Genomic DNA, 20,002 nt, shown 5'->3' with positions numbered 1-20,002 from the left:
AAGGTTTTTTGATGACATATTCCATTGGCCAAGTCGCGGATCGGCTTGATATCAGTCCCTACACCCTGCGCTACTACGATAAGGAGGGCCTCCTGCCGTTCGTTGACCGCAACGCTGCGGGCCGACGCCGATTTAAAGATAACGATTTTAATTTTCTAGAAGTCATCGTCTGCTTGAAGGAAGCCGGCGTGCCGGTCAAACAGATTGGTAATTTCATCGACCTGTGTATGACGGGCGACGCCACGCTCCAGGACCGCTACGACTTTCTGGCGGAGCACGAAGCCAATTTGGAACAGAAAATGGCCCGCCTCCAACATACGCTAGACTTCTTGCGCTGGAAAAAATGGTACTACAAAACAGCCCTGCAGGCGGGCACCGAGCGGATCCACTACCTGCCGGGCACCAACCAGGTCGACCCCGCCGTCCATGCTGAATTTGAGCAGTTGGTGGCGGATGGGGCTAGTCCGAAAGCCTTGGGGGAGCTGTCATTTAAGTGATTGTGCTAGCGACTGACCGGCTCTTTTCTTCGCCACTTCCTTAATTTATGAGAAAATTTAAAAACAGGTAGGGCAATCAAACTTCGCGATGAAATTTGATCTCCTTACCTGTTTTATTATCTAACTATTTAATTCGCTAGTCCTCAATATCACTGCCAAAACAAATTGGGGTGTAGTAAGTTACACCGCCGATTGCATAGAGACTATCAAAATTGTAGACTTCTCCACGATCATCATCATAGTAGCTCAAATTAACTGGTTGATGTAAGTTTTTTACGGCCAAGCGGTACTGATACGCACCCTTCTTGCCAACTTTAATCGTTTTCAAACCAGTCATTTTCGCGTTTAAGTAAAGATACCGTGTGGCGCCTTTAACCTGGGTCTTACTAATTTTCGCCTGACTGAGTGGTTTACCCGCAAAGGCATCATCACTAGTAGCCTTCGTATTGCGATGAATCAGCTCAACGTACCCGTTCGTAGTGATTCGTACAATCTGCTTCACCTGGTCGTCGCGTTGCTTAGTGGCCTTGGCCCCACCCAAATACAAATCACCAGAACTATAGGTTGGCATATAGGCTGGCGCTTTCACTTTTTTAAAACTGGTTGTCGCGTAAGAAACGATGCCAGATGCTAAGTAGCCCTTCTTCAAGCCGGATTTAGTGAGATTGTAGTTTAACTGACCATTTTCAACGGCCAGCTCCAACCCCCATACCCCGTTGGCCAAGTGATGTTTCGGAATAAAGTCTCCTGCCACGACGGTTCCCTTGGGTAGCGTGATTGTTTTCGTATACTGGCTGTCGGCCTTAGCTACCTTATAGTACGTGACCTCTGCTTTTACCGCTGACTGGGCCCGATAGTATGTATTTATGTTCAAAAATTCCCTTTTGACCGTCACGCCACCAATTTTGACCGTCGCGTCAGTGGAAGCGGTTGTAGCCGCCCGCGCCGTGGTAGTTCCACTGACACCTAGACATGCTAGCGCTAACCCCAACACCCAATAAATAACTTGTTTTTTCATGTGATTGTTCCTCCCTGAAATAAATTAGTACCACATGAATAATACCACGATTTGGAACCTTCACGTTACAATCTCCAAAGTAGTGTTATTTTCCATCATGCTCAACTACTTACTTCGTTTCATCAATGACAACATGGTTCTCTTCGCACCATTCAATCGCATCAACGATTGAACTAAGTTTAGTTTTCATTTTAAATTTTTACCTTCAGATATTAAGGTCCTTATAACTTCTGACACAGCACCTGCTGCTCGCCATAAGGCCCATAGCGCCGCCGCCCGGTATCCACGTACCCGATTTTTTCGTACAGCTTTTGTGCGGGCAAATTTCCGTGATCTACTGACAGTGTGAGTGTCTTGGCAGTCGGAAAATGTCGACGTACAAAGTCAGGCAGGAGCTGGAGCGCTTGGGTCGCAAATTCCCGACCGCGCTGATTCTCCGCAATCGATAACGACCGAATTAGGATGGCGGTTGCCGGGTCTGCCCCCACTTCTTGCACGTCTTTGTTTTTGATTAGGACCAAGAATCCTACTAGTTCGGTATCCGCTAAAACCATTACAGGCATTCGATTTACATCATCTAGTGCGATTGCTAAGGCCTGCTGCGGTGTAGCTGTGAAGGTGGGGTCGCTTAACGGGTAGGTGGCGATGCGGTCACAATCTTGTTGGGTATTTTGGTAGATTTTTAGTGTTAGCATGGCACACCTCCTTGTTGTTTTATTTTACCTATTTGGGATGAATCACCCCCACACCTGTGGGGAACACCAAAATCGCATCATGGTTTACGTGATGGCGTTAGGATCACCCCCACACCTGTGGGGAACACACTAAACAAACGCCGTCACACCGCACTTTGAAAATCGCCAAAACCCGTTTTTCAATCAACTTGCTCCTTAAGCATACATCAGTGACATCCCCATCACAATCAATTTTAGCCGCTATAGCGAGTAGCTTCTTCACCACTAAATTTCTCGTGCGCTCTTCCGTTGTCATCATCAAAACGACCGCAAATCACATCTTGGTAATTCAGCCATACAAGCTATTGTCGGTCAGGTAATAACCGCCATTTAATCTAACTTCATTAAAAAGGCCATCCTCAGAAAACGAGAATGGCCGCCAATAGTTCAAAAATGATATTAGTAAATCATTACTGAGCTAAAAATTGTTTCTGCTTCAAGAACTCCCAAAAACTTATGGTCGGAACTTTAAACCGTCTTATCAAGCATTTTATAACTAACACCAATCAGAGATGCCACCCGCGTAGGCTGAAGCGTACCTCGCTCTTGCGCAGAAATTAACGCGCTCATGTATCTGACATCGTTGTAGCTAAGCGCCGTATTATACGGGTTACCCCCGCTCCCCTTACTTGGATTTTTAGAAAAGTCGGGAATTTTCACGAGCATGCTCCGACTGATTATGCCAATCTCTTTTGCACGAATAACTGTCGCCTCGGGGCTGACATTAAAGTAATGCGCCGCCCGATTTAAATCATCGCGCTTAAATACACGCTTAAAGACTTCTTCCGGCATTAAAAATGCGGCCACAACCCGATTAATTTTCCGTTCTTCGGCGACTTCATTGTCATTGCCACCGAGTAATTCATCAGACCCACGTAAAATGTGGATAAATTCATGAACTAGAGAAAAGACCCTGGCTGTATAACTATCCTTCTGATTAATAAAAATGAGTGGCGCGTAATCATCCAGTAAAACAAAAGCCCGCAACTCCCTGACGTCTAGTGGCCGGTTTGTTCCCAGTCCGGCACTGCCCTTCTGCATACTAAGAATGCCAAGATGCGCTAGCTGTTCCCTTAGGTCATTAAATAGTTGCCTAGCTGTTCCAAAATGATTTAAAGTGAGTAACCGTTTCACTACTTTTAACGTGGATTCAGTACTAAGATCACTAGCACTACCGATGATGGTTATTTTTTCATTAGCGACTTGGCTCTCTTCCTTAAACCAAGCTTGCTTTCGTTTCATTTCATAAATAACATCCCGCACAGTCAGGCTCACTTCTGCCGGCACGTTCTTTTGGGTACGAAACGCTACCCGAATATCCTCAATTATGGGTGGCTCGTCGAGAAGGAGACTGCCAAACGGAATGTGTAGTTGCGTGGCAAAAGAGCCAAGTTGCTTAATCGTCGGCTGCAAATAAACTGTCGCATCTGCTTGAAGCCACTTAGTCTTCTTAATAATCCTGACGAGCGTGACTTCCGTCAGATCTGTAGTCTGTAAGGCCCATTGGAGTATGTTTTTACTTATCTTTACCCTTGTAACCGCCACGACAATCCCTCCTTCCGATTTTCTAGCATTATACCTGAACCATACATGGTCTACAACACAAATGCTAGCAATTAGAACTTGTTAACGAACCAATCGCACCAAACTTCAAGTTCTTCCAAACCATCTGGTGAGTTCTCCAACGCTAGCTTCATTTCATCATATTTTTGCGGCCCATCCTCTAAAGATGAAGAAACAGTATCAAAGAAAGTCCCATATAGACCACAGGTAATCGAAGCCTCAGTGCGCTTTCCCTCGAGCGTGATTCTTCCAATACCAGGCATTTCTTCATCTTTTAGAATAACGCCATCTTCAGTTCCCAGTTGACCAAGTGTTTGACCGTTTTCAAACGAAACCCATTTTTCCATTTAATTACGCTCTCCTGATACGCCGCTAATATCTTAAATACACTTTGATCCCGCACGCTAATACTTTGAATGATGCCATCTTGCTGCCTGGCAGGATTAACTGAGTCACCCCCACACCTGTGGGGAATACTTCTTGGTGTTGGCAATCATCCCCGCGACCGAAGGATCACCCCCACACCTGTGGGGAATACACGCAAGAATGTTGTTAAGGTCATTGAGACTCAGGATCACCCCCACACCTGTGGGGAATACTCCCAGAAAGACTGCCAACGTTTGCGTCACTGAGGATCACCCCCACACCTGTGGGGAATACATTTTTTCTTGATTGAAGCCAGCGACGTGTATGGGATCACCCCCACACCTGTGGGGAATACGGAAAAGCGGATCTCCGATACAGCGGCACCGGAGGATCACCCCCACACCTGTGGGGAATACATGTTCTTATCGGCCAAGGTACCGGTATAGTTGGGATCACCCCCACACCTGTGGGGAATACACTAAATAAACGCCGCCACACCGCACTTTGAAAATCGCCAAAACCCAGTTTTCAATCAACTTGTTCCTTAAGCATACATCAGTGACATTCCCATCACAATCACTTTTTTGGGCGCTTTAGTGGGCAGTATTATCATTGCTTAATTCTCTCATTTCTCCATATGCTTTTTCAAAAGCATCATAATTTTTCCGCAATACCACCGATCAGAAACCAAGGATTCAGCCAATACCTGCTTCGTTTACTTCCATATATCAGAAAGGCCCGATTCATTCACGAATCAGGCCTGGGCTATGACATATTTTTTATTGACGATAGAAATAGGTCATTTTAGTACCCTCAATTGGATATAGAGCCAACGCTTTCCTACCATTGTGGCGAACTGGCTTAAGTTTTAAATAAGATGCATAGACCTTCTTAGCGTCAGACATTTTGCCGCCTGGAAAAACATCATAAACCTTAGTCTTCCGCTCATACCACATACCCGCAACTTCTTTCTTGGGAAAGTGAATAGTCTTGGACCTGACATTACCACCCTTGAATTTCATGATTAATGTATATGAATTTTTATTAAACTTATATGTACTGTTAACCTTTACTCCTTTACGATACTTAGAATAACCCTTCGTTTGCCACGTGCCTCTCAAGGCATTTGGCATCGTCTGATACTTGTGAAAATCTTTGTTACTAGTCGTCACCGCACTCGCTGGCTGCGTGGTCGATAGCGTCGTGGCCATCCCCGCAACACCAACGCACACTGCCACCGCAGCGAAAAGATGTTTCAATCTCATTATAAATCCCTCCATCTAGAAATACTTGTTAATTACTAACGTGCAACCATAATTATAGTACATCATTAATAATCAGGCAACTAAATATTACTGTACTTGCATTTTTACATGAAGACGCGATTTTATTTTTGACGAGCGATACATCGATTTCAAACGGCTGGAACCAGTCACTTAATCTCCTACGCATCAGACTTTCTCAGTCCAACAGCGTATACTTAGGACGTTAAAGACATAATTTTCAGGAGGCTTACTTAATGAATTTCAAAACTACTTTTATTGCCATGGGTGCGATTGGCCTTGGACTAGCCCTAGCCGGTAGTGTCAACGCATCGGCCAGCACCAGCTATGTCAGCGCAAAATCCGGCAATTTTCTGATAGCAAGGAAGAAAGTCGTCCTTGCCAAAACCAAGTACAAGAAGGCATTTACCATTCCCAAAGACACGGTTGTTCAAATTCATGGTGTCACCACGCTTAAAGGAAAACGCATCATGTATCTCGACCTGGACTCGCTCAGCTACCACCTGCGAAAGAGTTACATCGGCAAAAGTGCTACCACAACTCGCGATATTGTTATGAGCAAAAGCAATTTCAAAAAGGTCGCCGTTCCTCAGTATCTCCGGTACTACAGCACACAGAAGTCCTACCCAGCTGGCATGGCGCTAAACGCAACTCAAAATGGCGACCTCTTCTCTGGACTAAAGTATCCAGATGCTAGCGATGAAAGTACGGCGAAGGCCGCCCGAATCCACGTCAGCAGTGATGGTTACCTGGAGTATTACGCAAACACCGCAGTCTTTGATGCTACCGATTCAAAACCCACGACCTCGGTCAAAGTCACTAAAACTGTTCGTCCTTCCGGTAGCGGAAAAACGTACCTTTACAGCAAGCAAGCCGTTCCTAGTGCAATTGGCAACCGGGTTAGCAGCTCCGGCAATGCCCAGTACCTAACGATTATCAAGCGTCAGTACAAGACTTACACAACGACATATGCTAGTGATCACGATAAAGATGAAACGGGTAGCGTTCAAGTCTCCTGTGGTTATCTGGTTAATGGCACGCACTATTACATGCCAACTGCTATCTTCTTCCCCCAAGCCAATTAACAAGTACTTGAAGACCGTTCTTTCAGGAGGACGGTTTTTTTTGACCCGAGATTCACTGCCATATTAATTATGATCATAAAAAATTGGGCATTGTTACATCTGGTCGCATTGTAGTCCTAACACTTAGATACCACAATCAGTATTACCGGAAAATGTTGCTAGCTTCAGTTCACTCTACTTGCTGGACTGCAAAGGGGCCAATCCTCGGAGAACTGGCCCTTTGTATGAGATAATTCAGCCCCACACCTGTGGGGAATACTACTTGCGGTCGTATCTCATGCCACCAATTTCAGGATCACCCCCACACCTGTGGGGAATACATGCTGTCAATTGCCCGCAAAACATCGCGGTGAGGATCACCCCCACACCTGTGGGGAATACAAAGCTTACCGAACTTTTCAAGTACCGGCGTTAGGATCACCCCCACACCTGTGGGGAATACCGGAAAAGAAACAAAGGGCTTAACGCGATTCCGGGATCACCCCCACACCTGTGGGGAATACCACGTGCAATTTGTCAGAAATATGGACAAAATAGGATCACCCCCACACCTGTGGGGAATACACTAAACAAACGCCGTCACACCGCACTTTGAAAATCGCCAAAACACGTTTTTCAATCAACTTGCTCCTTAAGCATACATCAGTGGCATCCCCATCACAATCACTATTTTAGCCGCTATAGCAAGCTGCCTTATTACCGGCTCATTCCCCCATTTTCATCCATCAGCTTTTCAAAAACTCACAGCCTTTTCTCCCATAACTGCTATAATAACAATAGCTTTCCGTGGGCGTCGGCATCGTCCATATGAAAATAATAATTGATTGGGAGTACGCACTAACATGAACGAAATCTTAAAAGAACAGTTCTTCGTCGATGACCTATCCGACGACCAGAAACACGTGATCACCAACATCAACAGCTACATCAAGCAGGGCCTGACGGGTGACACCTCTTCCGTCGCCATCATCGAGGGCGCTGCTGGGACCGGCAAATCCGTCGTTTTGATGGAGCTCGTGCGGCAGTACATGACCGACCGCCACTACCGGACCTCGCTCGTCGTCAATCACCCCGAGCTGTACAAGGCCTACCGCGACCTCGCCGAGTCCATTCCCAACATGAAGGCCAGTGAAATTCGGCGACCAACTTCTTTGATCAACTACGCGCAAAAGAACCACAAGACCTACGACATTATTTTTGTGGACGAGGCCCATTTACTGTATTCCAAATCCGAACCCTACGCGCACTACCGCGGCCAGAATCAGTTGACCGACTTAATGGCTTTGGCTAAAGTGGTGGTGGTCGTTTACGACTTTGACCAAGTTTTCCAATCCAAAATGTATTGGGACCGCGACTTGCTCAATAAAACCATTGGTGGCCACCCACACAAGCAGTTCGACATGAACTTCCAGTACCGGATGGTTGCCAGCGATGAGCAAGTCACCTGGATGGACGATTTGACGGCTGAGAAGCCCCTGAAACCTTTCCCGGAAAATAGCGACTTCGAATTTAAAATGTTTGATACCGCTGGCGCCCTCTTTGAAACGATTAAAAAGCGCAACAAGGAAGTCGGCATGAGCCGCGTCGTGGCCACTTCAGGCTTCCCGCGGATCGACGGTCGTCACAACGTGGAAATGGATTCGTTTAGCCTGCCATGGGACGAGTGGGATCCGCAACGGACGCACTGGGCCAAGCGGGAGGGCTCCATCACGCAGGTGGGGACGATTTACACCCTCCAAGGCTTCGATTTGAACTACGTGGGGATGATCATCGGGCCATCATTTGGTTACGACAAACAGTCCGACACGATGACCATTATTCCCGAAAAATACTCACACAAGGAAATTTTCAAGAAACGGAAAGATATGCAATTTTCACGCGCTGAGTACAAGGACTTCATCGCCAACGTGCTAAACGTGTTGATGAAACGTGGGAAGTACGGGCTGTACTTGACGGCCTATGATGACGACCTGCGGCAACGGTTGTTGGAACTGGCAACCACCGGAGAATAATCGCAGCTAGCACCACTTTAAAGAAGGCATCTTAAGTCAACGATTGACTTGAGATGCCTTTTTATTGCCTCCCTTTCAGCCTATGTTTCACATGAAACAATTTCTGACTGCGAAGATTACGGATAGGCCATTTTAGGCCTTCGATAAGGAAAAATGCACACGCTTACACATTTGTGTGGTCCCAATTTATACGTATACTAAAGATAATTAAGGAGGGAAACATCATGTCAAAGAAGACAATTCAGGCAATTCTCAGTGTCACCACAGGATTTCTTTTATTCGGTACTACCACTGCTTTGCTGGAAACAAGCACCACTAATTCAGCCGAGGCGGCCGCCAAGACGTCCAAGAAAGCTAAGACACCTAAGAAGTACAAGATTGGTCATAAGTACTACACCATGAAACAGATGCGTAGTAAATACAATCTGCACTTTAAGCAAACGAAGAGTCGCGGTGCCTACAACCAGTACGATGGCAAGCAGGCCTATGCTGCCTCCGGAACTTACAATGCATTTACCGGAAAAAACAAATCCAAGCAGTGGACTTCCAAGAAGACGAAATACTACTCATTCTCCAGTGCTTACCTGGTTAAATCGGGGAAGAAGAGCTACTGGAATTACGGCACACACTCCATTGACATGAAGACTGGCCACATGTACACGTACCTTAGCATTGGCTCTGCGGGTGGTAAGGGATAAGCTGGTATTTGCTAACTAATAAACTCACCAATGTCATAATACGAGGAGAAAATAGTATGAAAAAGGGTAAATTAACCTCATTTGTTGCGTTGTCAGTACTTGGACTATCTTTAGCTACGCCCCTGGCCCCCACCCAAACGGCACAAGCCAGTACGACTACCATGCCTAAAAGTCTTCGTGGCACCTGGTACCAGTACGCTGGCCGCGGTTCAGGCTATGACGTCACCAAGGTTAAGTCTCACACTGTCACACTTTATCATTTGAGTGCTAAAGGCAACGCTGGCCACAAATATAGGTTTAGCGCCAAAAAATCAGGCACCTACAAGCTAAAGGTTCAAAGACTACATAAAGGTTACGGCGGGACCGTCTATTCCTTTAATCCCAATCAGGCCGTCATGTGGATCAGCCATCGTAAGATCAACGGCCATAAATACCGGGTCATGAAGAGCTACCTGCGACAGGGCTACTTCAGCGTGTCAACCAAGAGTAAGGTCGCACACGTTGCCAGTTATCAATACAACGGTTCAAACTATATGAAGCAAATTGGTAAGTAATATCAAACGGCCATCGAAGACTATTTGATCATCGATGGCGTTTATGCATTGACGAAGCTCATGCTTAAAAGAGATGGTGTTCTCACCTTACGAGAACACCATCTCTTTTGTTTTGCATAAAATCTTTAGCTTATTTCACAGCCTCTACAAACCGCTGATTTCCGGAAATGTACCCACCGGCTACTTTATACCGGAGCGTATCTCCTTTGCTAAAATCATGGACATTAGAATATGCCCACCCTTTAACTGTAAAGCTTGCATGGGACTTCTTAGCGTAATGCTGCCGATACTTAGTTAGGTTAACGGTCCCATAGCGGTTGAGTGCTGTCTTTGCTACCACGCGCTTCGGCATCGTCATTTTTCTGCCAATCACAAGTTTCTTATTGGCAGAAATGTACCGACCATTGCTTAGCATAAAGCGCATCGTTAAATTATGGCTGACAATTCGCTTTACCTTAAACATTTGGCCTTGCTTGTAATGTGCTCGTCCACCCGTCAGATTTTTCGTCTCATACGCATTGAGACCGCGCGGGTTGATCACCGTGACCCACTTCTGTTTCTTAGCGTAATAGAGTGGGGCTGTATAATCCGCTTTTGCAGTCAAATACCCTGTCTTCCCAAGTCCGTTAAGGTCTCTCACATGATAGCGTTTCACGCCATTCTTTGAAGCGGTGACGTCAATCACCTGAAACATTGGCCGGTTCATCCGTGACTTCTTGGCATAGGTTTGTTGGCGTGCAGACGTTGTGAAGGTTGGCGAAGTATACAGACGTAATTTTTTCGTAGCATAAATGATGCTATTTTTAGGGGCCCTATCGACCACATCTTTAGCATAGGTGTAAGTGATTGTCTGGGCGGAATCCGTGAAACTCCCCTTTTCTTGCCCAGTTATCGCCGTTAGCGTATAGTTCGCAATACTCATCGCCTCTGTCTTATAGCTACTACCCAGTGAGCCAGTCAACGTTTTATCCGGCTTCAAGGTCTCACCACGGTCATCAACGTAATGGACTGTAACGGGTTTGCTAGTTGTTGCGGTGGTTGTGGCCGCCGGTGCTTCCGAATCGAATGAGAATAAAAAAGGTGTGCCTTCAATAAGCGCCATGAGTCCATCGGCCTGCAAGGTACCATCGGCCTGCGTCGTGATAAATTCCTTAACAGACCTTCCTAAAATTGCCCGCATACGCCTAGCAGTACCATCCGGATTCAAACGAGTGAGCTCTTTAGGTGAATAATTTAAGTGTATGTCAGATCTCGTCTGTAATAATTGCGACATAGATTCATTGAAATCCTTTTCATTATCAAAAAAAGCATCGTACATCGAAAGCTGTCTAGCGTCGTATTCTTCAATTTTCGGCCGCACTTGATTGTTATAGTCCTTTTTAGCCGTTGGATAGTCCACTAGTCCCAAGCTCTGTCTAGCCGCCAGTTTAAAAAGCCAAGAATATATATAAGCCTCCTCAGCTTCTTGCTCAATAGAAGCTTTTGGATCCTCAATTTCGGGAACAAATAGATCAATCCGAAATTTAGCTAAAGTTTCGCCATTTGTGATGACTTGTTTAGCTCCGACAATCCGCCACATTCCCTGTGCACCCATTTCTTCAGCAGGTATGGGGTTAATTTTTGATAAAAAAGATGCATAAGTTTTGTCATTAACAAAGCCAGTACTAAGACCACCCGCGCTACCATCTGACATCTCATCACGCTGATAGACTGGTTGGGCCCCATTAAACCATGGAACATGAGTAGTCCGTCCCTGGCCATCCACGATTATGGTATAGGGTACGTGAACCGCCTCAATTTGAATGACTTCGTACTTAGTCGTATCCTTTGCCGCATTAGAATCAATCATCCCGGTGGTATCAGCGTTTCCGTTGGTAGACGGTAACATCCCAGTTCCAAGAATGAATGCCAATCCTATCAATATGAACCGCTTAGTGAGTGTCGTCATTAGATCACCTCATTATTTGTTTATGCCCACATTGTTCATTTTATCACATGATTACCTAAAAGACGTCAACGACCACTTCGAGTAATGACCCCAGCAAAAAAATACGGTGGCGCCCCGCATCACGCAGGCACCACCGTATTTCCATCTCATCCTTTCCATCAAACCCGATCCGCCGTCACGCTTCGCAACTCTCCCTGCACCACCAGTCGCTTGGGCTCGCCCCGTTTCGCCGAGGCGCAAGTTACCAGCGTCACTAGTTTCTTGCCGGGAACGTCGTCGATGACGTCAACGCGATGGCGGTCGACCACCTGCACCCGCGTAACTCGGTAGCGGTACAGCTGTTGCTTGTCCGTCAGGTAGATGCTGTCGCCGTTGCGGACACCCTTGAGGGGCGAGAACAGGATGCGCTTACTGGTCATGTAATGCCCGGCCAGCGCGTAATTGCCCTGCCCCATCCGCTGATTCGCCTTGAGCGTGCCCGCCCCGCGGACCAACGTGTTGTTCCCGACACCGATACCAATCGGTAAATTCAGGCCGACTGCGGGAACCCGTAGCTGGCCGACCGCCCCGTACGTTTCTGTACCGGTCAGTTCACGTAAGCCGTAGCCGGCGACGGCGAGTGGGGTCAGCTGAGACGTTTTCGCGTAGTTGAATGGCGCCGTTTCCCCGGCAGCCGCCTTGGTGGCCCGCTGCACACTGTCGGCCGTCATCCCTCGTCTGGCCGCGTCGCCCAAGTGCGTCACCGAGAAATTTTGCGTCAGTGCCACCAGGATCAGCCCACTCCCGATGAGAAACATCACCAACAGCCAGAGGGAGCGCTTTTTCGGTTTTCGTTTGCGAGTTGTCATCTAGCTTCCCTCCTTCGTTCCCGGTAGCGGCGAATTCCCGCCCACGTCCCTGCGATGAGCAACAGGCTGACCAACACCAGCAGGCCGATCTTGTACCAGTCCCACACAAACTTTCCCTTGGGGATCGTCTGGGTGGCGTTGGGGATGCGGCGACCAGTCACCAGCAAGCGATGCGTGTTGAGCATGTACGGCGTGCAGGTCATCAGCGTCACCTGATTCTGGGTGGCCACGCGGCGCACAGGCTGCTTAGTGGCCGCCTTCACGGTCCGCACGCCCGTCACCTCGTAGGTCATCAGGCCGTACGCATTTTTCAGGTAAAATCGGTCACCCCGCTGCAGTCGCGGCAGGTCCGTGAATAGCTGTGCCCCCGGCAATCCCCGGTGAGCCGTGATCAGGCTGTGCTGATTTTTCTGGCCCTGGGGGATGTCAGTTCCCTGCACCAACCCGGCGTACCGCTGTAAAATTTGCTCGCTGGTGCCGGCAAATACGGGCAGTTCCACGTTAATCTTGGGAATCGCCACCAGGCCAATCGGGGTGGATTCGACGACATTTTTCGCGGTCGTTTTAAACGGATCCTGGACCGCGGTCTGTTCGTGCGTTTCCTGGCGTTGTAGTGCCGCTCTGAGCCGTTTGCGTTGAGTAGCACTAGTTGTTTGCAATTGCCGCTTGTATGCCGTCAGGACCCCCTGCTGGCGCCAATGGGTCACGACGTTGCTGGCTGCCGGGTAGCCGATCAGGCCCAGGCCCAGGCAAAATAGTAGGATGACTAGCCATTTGCGCATGTGGGGGTCCTCCCTCCTGTAGTGGCGGCGGTTACGGGTTGCGGTGACGCTTGGGTGCGAATGGCTACAGGAATCAGTTAAGAGACCACGAGCAGATTGTGAATGTCATCGCAATCTGTCAGGCTACTGGCCCTCAGCCGCGCTAGTTCTGTTGCCGTCGTTGCCGGTAGTACAGGTAGCCGGCGCCGCCCATCAGGATACTCCCGATGAGGAGGAACAGCCAGATGCCCATGCCACCAGTGATTGGCAGCGAGTAGCTGTCGTTTTCGATTGGCACGGCCTTGTTCTTGTCCTCCATTTCCTGATTAATGTCAATTTCAGTCGCCTTGTCTAATAAGGCATAGCCAGCGGGGGCTTGCGTTTCAATCAGGTTGTAGGTCACCTCGCCGTTCCGCTGGTCGTAGACGTAAGGCACGCCGGTGAAAGCGAACGTTCCGTCGCTACTGGACGTTAATTCGGTGGCCGCGTCATTGTCCGTCACCCATTTTACAAACGTCTGGTCTTTGAAGACGGCCCAGAATATTTTGCCATTATTATCGATTTTTTGGACCTTGAATTTCGCACCGGCCAGGCCATTATCCGTATCGGTCTTAACCTTCTTGAAGTTCGCCCCACCGAGGATGAGGTAGTTCACGATGCCAATGTTTTCGCCATCAACGGTGAAATGCTTCGCGTCTAATTGGCCCGGCTCCGTTAAGACATTTCCGTTCTTGTCGACTTTAAATTCCAATTCAATTTTTTCATTCTTGCCGTCGGTCTGTTCGTACCACGGGTGTTCTTCAACTGAATATTCCGTCAGCACATACGTGACTCCGACATCCAGGCTACCAAACTTGATGATCCCTTGTTCGTTGGTTGTTAACTTCCGAGGATAGCCTTCTTCCTTCTCACCCTTCCGTGCCAGCATGAATTCAACACGGCCTAACGGAACATGCGTGTTGCTGGTAGGATTCTCAGGATCAATCCCCACCTTGTGAATCACCGGGTCAACGTCACGGGCAGCGACGTTCTTGGGGTACAGGTGAATGGTGCTCTTCTTACCCAGGGGCAGACCGATGATCATTGGCGCCGAGATCCCCGTCAGATTGTAATCGGGTGCGTCCGTTTCCATGATCAGGTAGAAGCCTTGGTTGGGTAACTTCTCTTTAAACGTCAAGATGCTGTCGGTTTTGTTATCTTTCAGTTCTCCCTCCGCTTTCAAGTTGAGACCGTTATCTTTGACGAAGGCGTCTTGGTTCTTGAGCAGCTGCTCCGGATCCGTCTCACCGTCCGTGATATCAGCAAGTATTTTCTCCCGAGCGTCTTCAAATGCTTTACTCGTCGATTGGCCACTAATCACACCCTGGTCTTTAAATAGGGTGGTCACATCATAAACGCTATAGGTCACTGCGCCGTATTTGTCAACGTCATAGGGCGTTACCCCCTCTGGGAGACTCACTTCATCCCCAGTGTTTTGAATCGTCTCGTTCGAGCTATTTTCCATTTTGTGCAGCTTCATAGTAACGGTTCCTGCGTCTAAATCGCTGGCGTGAGCAATCGCCTGACCGCCTAATACCAGTCCGCAAACGGCAAGGGCCGCGAGTGCAAGTTGTCGTAATTTTGTGAAATTCATAGTTTTATCCTCCTCTAGGGTGTGTCCGCCAAATGGCGAGCGCCGATAGGGTCAGTGTGAGCCCGATAATTAGGAACCAGATGATGCCTTGGCCCCCGGTAACGGGCAGCGTGTAAGGGTCGTTGGGAATTTGTTTAACGTCATTCGATTCCGTCTGAGTATCCTTCGGAATCTTAAATTCGGTTGGGTCGCCAATGACGTAACCGTCTGGCGCCTTGGTTTCAATTAGCGTGTACGTGTTGTCGGGCAGGCCAGTTACTTTGAAGTTGCCACTAGTATCGCCTTTCAGCTGAGTTGCTTGGTCCTTCTGTGCCACCTCCGCTTTAAAGTGCCCATTGTCGTCAAACGTCAGGTACTTGCCGGCTGAATTTTGAATGATAAACTCGGCCCCAGCAAGTGATTCCTCAGTCGTGCGATCAATTTTCTGGAATTGGTAACCGCCTCTGTAGAAATGTGTCACCACTTTGTTCGTGCGTTTTTTCCAAGTGAGATTTTCGCCAGAATCGAATTTGATGGCTGCTCGATTCTTAACGGTACCGACGAAATCATCGGCAATTTTGGCGGTTATTTGAATCGCAAAGGCGTTGCCATCAAACGTTAGGGCTTCAATTTCTGCCTTAGACAGCTCGTACTTAATATGATTGTCCTTAATGGTGATCTCGCCGCGTAATTTTATCTCCTGTCCCTTATCCTTCGCGTCATCTTCCTTCTTTTTAAGTTGTTTAGTAATTGAATCGCCATTCGTATCAAACAGCTCAATATCGTCTTCGGTGACGGTTAATCCGGCCGGTAATTTGTCCCACATCGTAATCGCATTGGGTTTCGCGATGGACTCGTTGGGGATACTGTAGGTCGGCTGGTAAATCGTGTAGAACAGCTTGCTGATATCATCGTCGTCCCGATCAATCTTCTTACCATTTAAATCATTATTCAACAGACCCAACTCATCAGTCCGGTGAACGTTTTTCTGTGGCGCTGGCTGTTCTAACGGAACGACATAGCCACTGGAGAATGACTGCCAGGTGAAGCCAGAGTCACTTTTCAGTTTGAACAGCTGCGTTGTGCCAACCATCGGGAAGGAAACGGCGCCCAGTTCGTAGTCGGCTGACCCGAGGTAGTCACCCCAATGGGCTTCGTCTCGGCCTGGATCATCTTGCGTCAGACCGACACCAGTACCTTCGTACCAGCCATCATTATGATCGTGCACGAATGCACCCGGGGCCAATTTACCTTTCAAACTAGAACGGGTCCCTGCCCATTCGTGTTCATTCTCCTTATTACCATTCAACGAGCCAAACGTGAAGTACGAGTTATATTCGTCATCGCTATCTGGCCCCGGAAATTCGAGCGCCTTGGTCCAATCCTTAGTCGTAAACGTCACATCAATGTTAAAGGACTTAATTCCGTTATAGACCACCCCGGAGTAGAAGTTGTTGGGGAAATCAATGAAGGGTGTCCCTAAAGGATTGTTGAGATACTCAACATCTGAAATCTCCACGATTGCGCCCATCTGCTGGTCCGGATTTTCTATCGAAGCTGACGTCGTGTAGGCCCCAACATTATCGTAATAAACGAGGAGTGTCTCGTCCTTTAAATTAGGCTTGCTACCCAGCCCGACGGTATAGGCTCTTTCCCCACCTTTGTCTTTGTTCGTATGGTAGGAGTAATAGTAATACTTCTGAACATTGTCGTTATTCCCGTGGTAAGTGCCGATTTCGATTCCGTCAACGCCTAATTCCTTTTTTGCGACATTACTTTCTGTCGGAAAACTCCCGCCAAACTCTAGGCCCGAAGACCAACTATCCATTTGGATTTGACCACGGTGGACGGGAATTGACGCTGTCGGTACTTCCTTAGAAAGCGTGTCCTTTTGGGTATCAGTATCCTGATCAACCCCACTGGTCTTAGTCGTGCTAGCTTTCTTAGTATCCTCTTCATTGTCAGCGGACTTAGTCGTCTCTGTAGACTCTTCCGTCGTCTTGGCCTGTTCACTTTTGTCCGTTTGTGATGTCGATTCTGAACTCGACGTCACTTGAATACTGTCGTCACTGTTGTCTTTGCTACTATTACTGTCAGTGTCATTACTACTGGTACTAACCTTGTCGTTACTGCTATTCTTGTCGTCATCTTCACTACTATCTGATGCGTCTACTGCAGGCGTTTCACTCGTAGCATCATCAGACTTGACCGTAACTTCAGGCAGTGTGAATTTTTCCTTGGCATCCACCACCTCTAATTCAAGCTGCAACTTGGCTACGAGCAGTGGATCCGCAATTTTCAGGGGCACGACCATATCTACCGTCTGGGCCTTGTCTTGGTCGTTTTGCAGGATTAGTTGCTGTTGCTTGTCGACCTTGGCCGTGACGTCCTGCTGCGGTTGCACGTCTGTGATTTCTCCTTGAACCAACGTGGCACTGTCCTGCTTGGCTAACGTCATCACCGTTTCTCCCGCGGGCAGCTTCACGGTCAGGGCCAGTTGGAGGTCCTGCGGTTGATGACTGGTGATGCTTTTGACAACGCTCCCGGATTGATCATGGAGGGCTGCCGTTTGAATGATGTCATCGCGCTGCTGAGCATGGATCCGCAGCAACGATGATAAACCGATGAAACAACTGATGATTAAAAAGATTCCGAGCATTTTTTTCATGGGGCAAACCTCCATATCAAAGCGATTGCGAACTGTTTTTTCTTGAGTGAATCCAGAATAGCAATGAGTCATGAAAAAATTATGAACGCCATATGTATTTTATAATAATGTTAATGTGCTTATTGTGTTACACAATAAATTACGTGTGGTGAATGCTTAATTCAAGATGTTGTGGCGGAAACCTATTGCGACTGGTAATTGTTGGGACTAACTAGGTAACTTTGAAAACCGACAATTCTCTCATGCCAGTCACAGAATTCTGTCTTGTTGGGCGTCAGCGCGGTCAGTGGTGCCCGCTCTCACCGGGAGATTGTTGGTTCCAAGAAAAAGTGCGTGTCCTCTGCATTTGAATGGCCAATCAGCCCCTGTATAGTGAAGGTATTCATACGAGGAGGACTGATGATTCATGAAAAAAGTAAAAACGATTGCCCTTATTGCGACCACCGTCTTGGGCATCTCAGCTTTCACCCCGCTGGTTGAACCAGCGCAGACGGCCCAGGCTGCATCGTGGCGCATGAAATATCGTAGCGGTTGGTACAAAGTAAGGGTGAAGAAGAACACGAAAGTTGACCGCATTAAATTTGGGCAAGCGGCTTATCAGAATCATATTGCCGGGAGTTACACCATCCATAAGGGGTCTGTGGTAACGATTGGCTACTATGGAAGGGATGGCTTTGATTGGCTGATAGAAAGTCCGCACAAATATAAATCAACTCACAAGTATGCGTACAGCGCCCATTTCAAGAAGGGCTCGTTTAACGTTCTCAGTCATACCAATTGATTAGCCATACCAAAAGCCCGTCCAGAGTTGTGGATGGGCTTTTGGGTGTCGCTATTATCAAATTGAATCGCTACAAATGGTGCTGCGGTGTGCGCGAAAACTCATCCGTGCTGGCCTGATCCAACCATCTTTGCCCATCCCGCACTCACGCTTACTTAATTTACTTTCACCTTTTTACCCGGGTAAGGCGTCAGCTCATCCTCAGCGTAATAATCCTGTTGGACCCCACTAAAGCGAATCAAATAGCGGCTACGCTTCACATCCTTGTAAACGACCACGCCGACCAACGGGACGGTTCCTAACTTTGCGAAAACTAAATCACCAATTTCAAATTGTGTTAACATTAAACAAGCTCCTTTTTTCAATCCAACTACTAACAATAGCCTGAGTTTACAGAACTAACTGCTAACAAACAATCATCAGTCTGCCGCAATCGATGAATAATGAACGACTCAGTTTAATTGTCGTTTATCTCGAAAGGAATTTGAAGATGCCCAAAACTGACTTACGTGTAATCAAAACCAAGCGCGCCATCCAACAGGCCGCCCTGACGCTATTACTTAAAAAGCCCATCAACAAAGTCACCATTACTGAGCTCGCGCAAACTGCCCTCATCAATAAGAGCACCTTCTACTTACACTACACGGATATTTATGCGCTGTACGTTGAGTTATTGACGAACGCGACCAAAGAAGCTGTGCAAGACTCAACGGCCTATCCTTTACTGTTCCAGGATAGCCAAGCCTTCGTCCGTGAATTCCTGTTTGCGGATAGCCCAGCACTTCAACCCACCCACCTGGCCCTGCTAAAACCAGAAAACTTGCAGTTCGCACCCGACTTTCCCAAAGTGTTGTTGCACATTTTCAAGCAGGCCGTCTACGATGTGGGTCAGCTAACGCCTAACCGGGAAAATGATATCAGACTCACCTTTTTGCTAAACGGCATGATCTCGCTGCTGGTCGACCCCACGTTGATTGACAACGATGATCCGGACTGCGTGGCCTTTACCGTGCAGCTCCTCAGCCGCAATGTCGAGCAGACTTTTCCGGAATTCTATGGTGAGAAAACGTCGTAAAAACTGATAAAAACAACCAAGCGTTTGGCCATTGACGGGTCAAATACTTGGTTGTTTTTGTTCTACGATGGGTAGTGATTAATCTTCCAGTTTAAGTACCTGGTAGTCATACCCCAAATTTTTGATAAACTTCAGCAAGTCAGTCGTCGCCACAAAAATGGTGCTGGTATTATCATTAGGATGAAAGCTCATCCGCGCCTCATCCATAATGGCTTGGTCAAAATACACCGGAACATCGTGCTCCGCATTGTTAAGCAGACCGAAAATGGAAACGATCCCCGGCTGTAGGCCAAGCTTTTCAGCAAGTAAGTCGTCGGACGCCATCTTAGGCCGTTTAGCTCCGGTAAGCTCTTGAAACTGGTGAAAGTCCAAGCGCTGCTGATCATCCATGATTAGTAGGTAACAAGCCGTTTTCTTCTTGTGGTTCTAAAATATCTGTTGTTGGTAATCAAATGAATTTGATTACTGGCAACGGATATTTTTGTATAATCAAAGAATG

18 protein-coding genes, 1 pseudogene and 2 CRISPR repeat arrays are annotated in these 20,002 nt (G+C 47.6%); of the genes and pseudogenes, 7 read left to right on the top strand and 12 right to left on the bottom strand.

The window, feature by feature from the left end; genetic code table 11:
* Positions 1–11 precede the first annotated feature (11 nt).
* Positions 12–497 carry a MerR family transcriptional regulator gene (locus tag EKM99_RS14100; RefSeq protein WP_125584035.1) on the top strand — a complete coding sequence of 162 codons (486 nt, stop codon included), beginning with the start codon at positions 12–14 and terminating at the stop codon, positions 495–497.
* A 136-nt stretch (positions 498–633) separates the two neighbouring features.
* Here EKM99_RS14100 and EKM99_RS14095 read toward each other — a convergent pair whose 3' ends face one another.
* The 5 genes from EKM99_RS14095 to EKM99_RS14075 form a co-directional block, all read right to left on the bottom strand.
* Positions 634–1,515 carry a hypothetical protein gene (locus tag EKM99_RS14095; RefSeq protein WP_125584034.1) on the bottom strand — a complete coding sequence of 294 codons (882 nt, stop codon included), beginning with the start codon at positions 1,513–1,515 and terminating at the stop codon, positions 634–636.
* Positions 1,516–1,736: 221 nt separating this feature from the next.
* A complete protein-coding gene (locus tag EKM99_RS14090) occupies positions 1,737–2,210 on the bottom strand; it encodes a GNAT family N-acetyltransferase (RefSeq protein WP_125584033.1) in 474 nt (157 codons plus the stop codon).
* Positions 2,211–2,717: 507 nt separating this feature from the next.
* Positions 2,718–3,794, bottom strand: a complete 1,077-nt coding sequence (locus tag EKM99_RS14085) for an ImmA/IrrE family metallo-endopeptidase (protein WP_125584032.1) — start codon at positions 3,792–3,794, stop codon at positions 2,718–2,720.
* A 71-nt stretch (positions 3,795–3,865) separates the two neighbouring features.
* Positions 3,866–4,159 (bottom strand): hypothetical protein, encoded by a 294-nt coding sequence (locus EKM99_RS14080; RefSeq protein ID WP_125584031.1) that lies wholly within the window; start codon positions 4,157–4,159, stop codon positions 3,866–3,868.
* A 102-nt stretch (positions 4,160–4,261) separates the two neighbouring features.
* Positions 4,262–4,655: a CRISPR direct-repeat array (repeat unit 28 nt; unit sequence GGATCACCCCCACACCTGTGGGGAATAC).
* Between the two features lie 302 nt (positions 4,656–4,957).
* Entirely contained in the window at positions 4,958–5,443 is a 486-nt protein-coding gene (locus tag EKM99_RS14075; protein ID WP_125584030.1) for a hypothetical protein, read from the bottom strand.
* A gap of 254 nt (positions 5,444–5,697) precedes the next feature.
* Here EKM99_RS14075 and EKM99_RS14070 point away from each other — a divergent pair, with 254 nt between their 5' ends.
* The 4 genes from EKM99_RS14070 to EKM99_RS14055 all read left to right on the top strand — a co-directional run bounded on the left by EKM99_RS14070 (position 5,698) and on the right by EKM99_RS14055 (position 9,810).
* Positions 5,698–6,546 (top strand): hypothetical protein, encoded by an 849-nt coding sequence (locus EKM99_RS14070; protein WP_125584029.1) that lies wholly within the window; start codon positions 5,698–5,700, stop codon positions 6,544–6,546.
* A 231-nt stretch (positions 6,547–6,777) separates the two neighbouring features.
* Positions 6,778–7,110: a CRISPR direct-repeat array (repeat unit 28 nt; unit sequence GGATCACCCCCACACCTGTGGGGAATAC).
* 278 nt (positions 7,111–7,388) lie between these two features.
* Positions 7,389–8,558, top strand: coding sequence for a DUF2075 domain-containing protein (locus EKM99_RS14065; RefSeq protein ID WP_125584028.1), 1,170 nt, complete (start codon positions 7,389–7,391; stop codon positions 8,556–8,558).
* 224 nt (positions 8,559–8,782) lie between these two features.
* Positions 8,783–9,256, top strand: a complete 474-nt coding sequence (locus EKM99_RS14060) for a hypothetical protein (RefSeq protein WP_125584027.1) — start codon at positions 8,783–8,785, stop codon at positions 9,254–9,256.
* A gap of 56 nt (positions 9,257–9,312) precedes the next feature.
* The gene (locus EKM99_RS14055; protein WP_125584026.1) at positions 9,313–9,810 is read left to right on the top strand and encodes a hypothetical protein; all 498 of its coding nucleotides are present in this window, start codon (positions 9,313–9,315) and stop codon (positions 9,808–9,810) included.
* Between the two features lie 130 nt (positions 9,811–9,940).
* Here EKM99_RS14055 and EKM99_RS14050 read toward each other — a convergent pair whose 3' ends face one another.
* The 5 genes from EKM99_RS14050 to EKM99_RS14030 all read right to left on the bottom strand — a co-directional run bounded on the left by EKM99_RS14050 (position 9,941) and on the right by EKM99_RS14030 (position 17,647).
* A complete protein-coding gene (locus tag EKM99_RS14050; protein ID WP_125584025.1) occupies positions 9,941–11,758 on the bottom strand; it encodes a DUF5776 domain-containing protein in 1,818 nt (605 codons plus the stop codon).
* A gap of 158 nt (positions 11,759–11,916) precedes the next feature.
* The gene (locus EKM99_RS14045; protein WP_125584024.1) at positions 11,917–12,606 is read right to left on the bottom strand and encodes a class A sortase; all 690 of its coding nucleotides are present in this window, start codon (positions 12,604–12,606) and stop codon (positions 11,917–11,919) included.
* Positions 12,603–13,388: a class C sortase gene (locus EKM99_RS14040; protein ID WP_125584023.1), complete on the bottom strand. Its 786-nt coding sequence runs from the start codon at positions 13,386–13,388 to the stop codon at positions 12,603–12,605. Before EKM99_RS14040 ends, EKM99_RS14045 begins: the two co-directional genes overlap by 4 nt.
* 142 nt (positions 13,389–13,530) lie before the next feature.
* Positions 13,531–15,000 carry a SpaA isopeptide-forming pilin-related protein gene (locus EKM99_RS14035; protein ID WP_125584022.1) on the bottom strand — a complete coding sequence of 490 codons (1,470 nt, stop codon included), beginning with the start codon at positions 14,998–15,000 and terminating at the stop codon, positions 13,531–13,533.
* 4 nt (positions 15,001–15,004) lie between these two features.
* Positions 15,005–17,647, bottom strand: coding sequence for a SpaA isopeptide-forming pilin-related protein (locus EKM99_RS14030; protein WP_125584021.1), 2,643 nt, complete (start codon positions 17,645–17,647; stop codon positions 15,005–15,007).
* 406 nt (positions 17,648–18,053) lie between these two features.
* Between EKM99_RS14030 and EKM99_RS14025 the strand changes: the two genes are divergently transcribed.
* Positions 18,054–18,428, top strand: a complete 375-nt coding sequence (locus EKM99_RS14025) for a hypothetical protein (RefSeq protein ID WP_125584020.1) — start codon at positions 18,054–18,056, stop codon at positions 18,426–18,428.
* Positions 18,429–18,583: 155 nt separating this feature from the next.
* On the opposite strand, the gene EKM99_RS14020 is transcribed toward EKM99_RS14025, so the two are convergent.
* Positions 18,584–18,772, bottom strand: coding sequence for a hypothetical protein (locus EKM99_RS14020; protein ID WP_125584019.1), 189 nt, complete (start codon positions 18,770–18,772; stop codon positions 18,584–18,586).
* A 92-nt stretch (positions 18,773–18,864) separates the two neighbouring features.
* Here EKM99_RS14020 and EKM99_RS14015 point away from each other — a divergent pair, with 92 nt between their 5' ends.
* Positions 18,865–19,503 carry a TetR/AcrR family transcriptional regulator gene (locus EKM99_RS14015; RefSeq protein ID WP_225419877.1) on the top strand — a complete coding sequence of 213 codons (639 nt, stop codon included), beginning with the start codon at positions 18,865–18,867 and terminating at the stop codon, positions 19,501–19,503.
* Between the two features lie 78 nt (positions 19,504–19,581).
* Here EKM99_RS14015 and EKM99_RS14010 read toward each other — a convergent pair.
* A pseudogene (locus EKM99_RS14010) lies at positions 19,582–19,926 on the bottom strand (YbaK/EbsC family protein); the annotation flags it as partial.
* Between the last annotated feature and the right edge of the window lie 76 nt (positions 19,927–20,002).

The sequence above is a fragment of the Levilactobacillus cerevisiae genome (assembly GCF_003946245.1).
GTDB classification, from domain to species: domain Bacteria; phylum Bacillota; class Bacilli; order Lactobacillales; family Lactobacillaceae; genus Levilactobacillus; species Levilactobacillus cerevisiae.
This window is presented reverse-complemented; position numbering and strand designations above follow the sequence as displayed.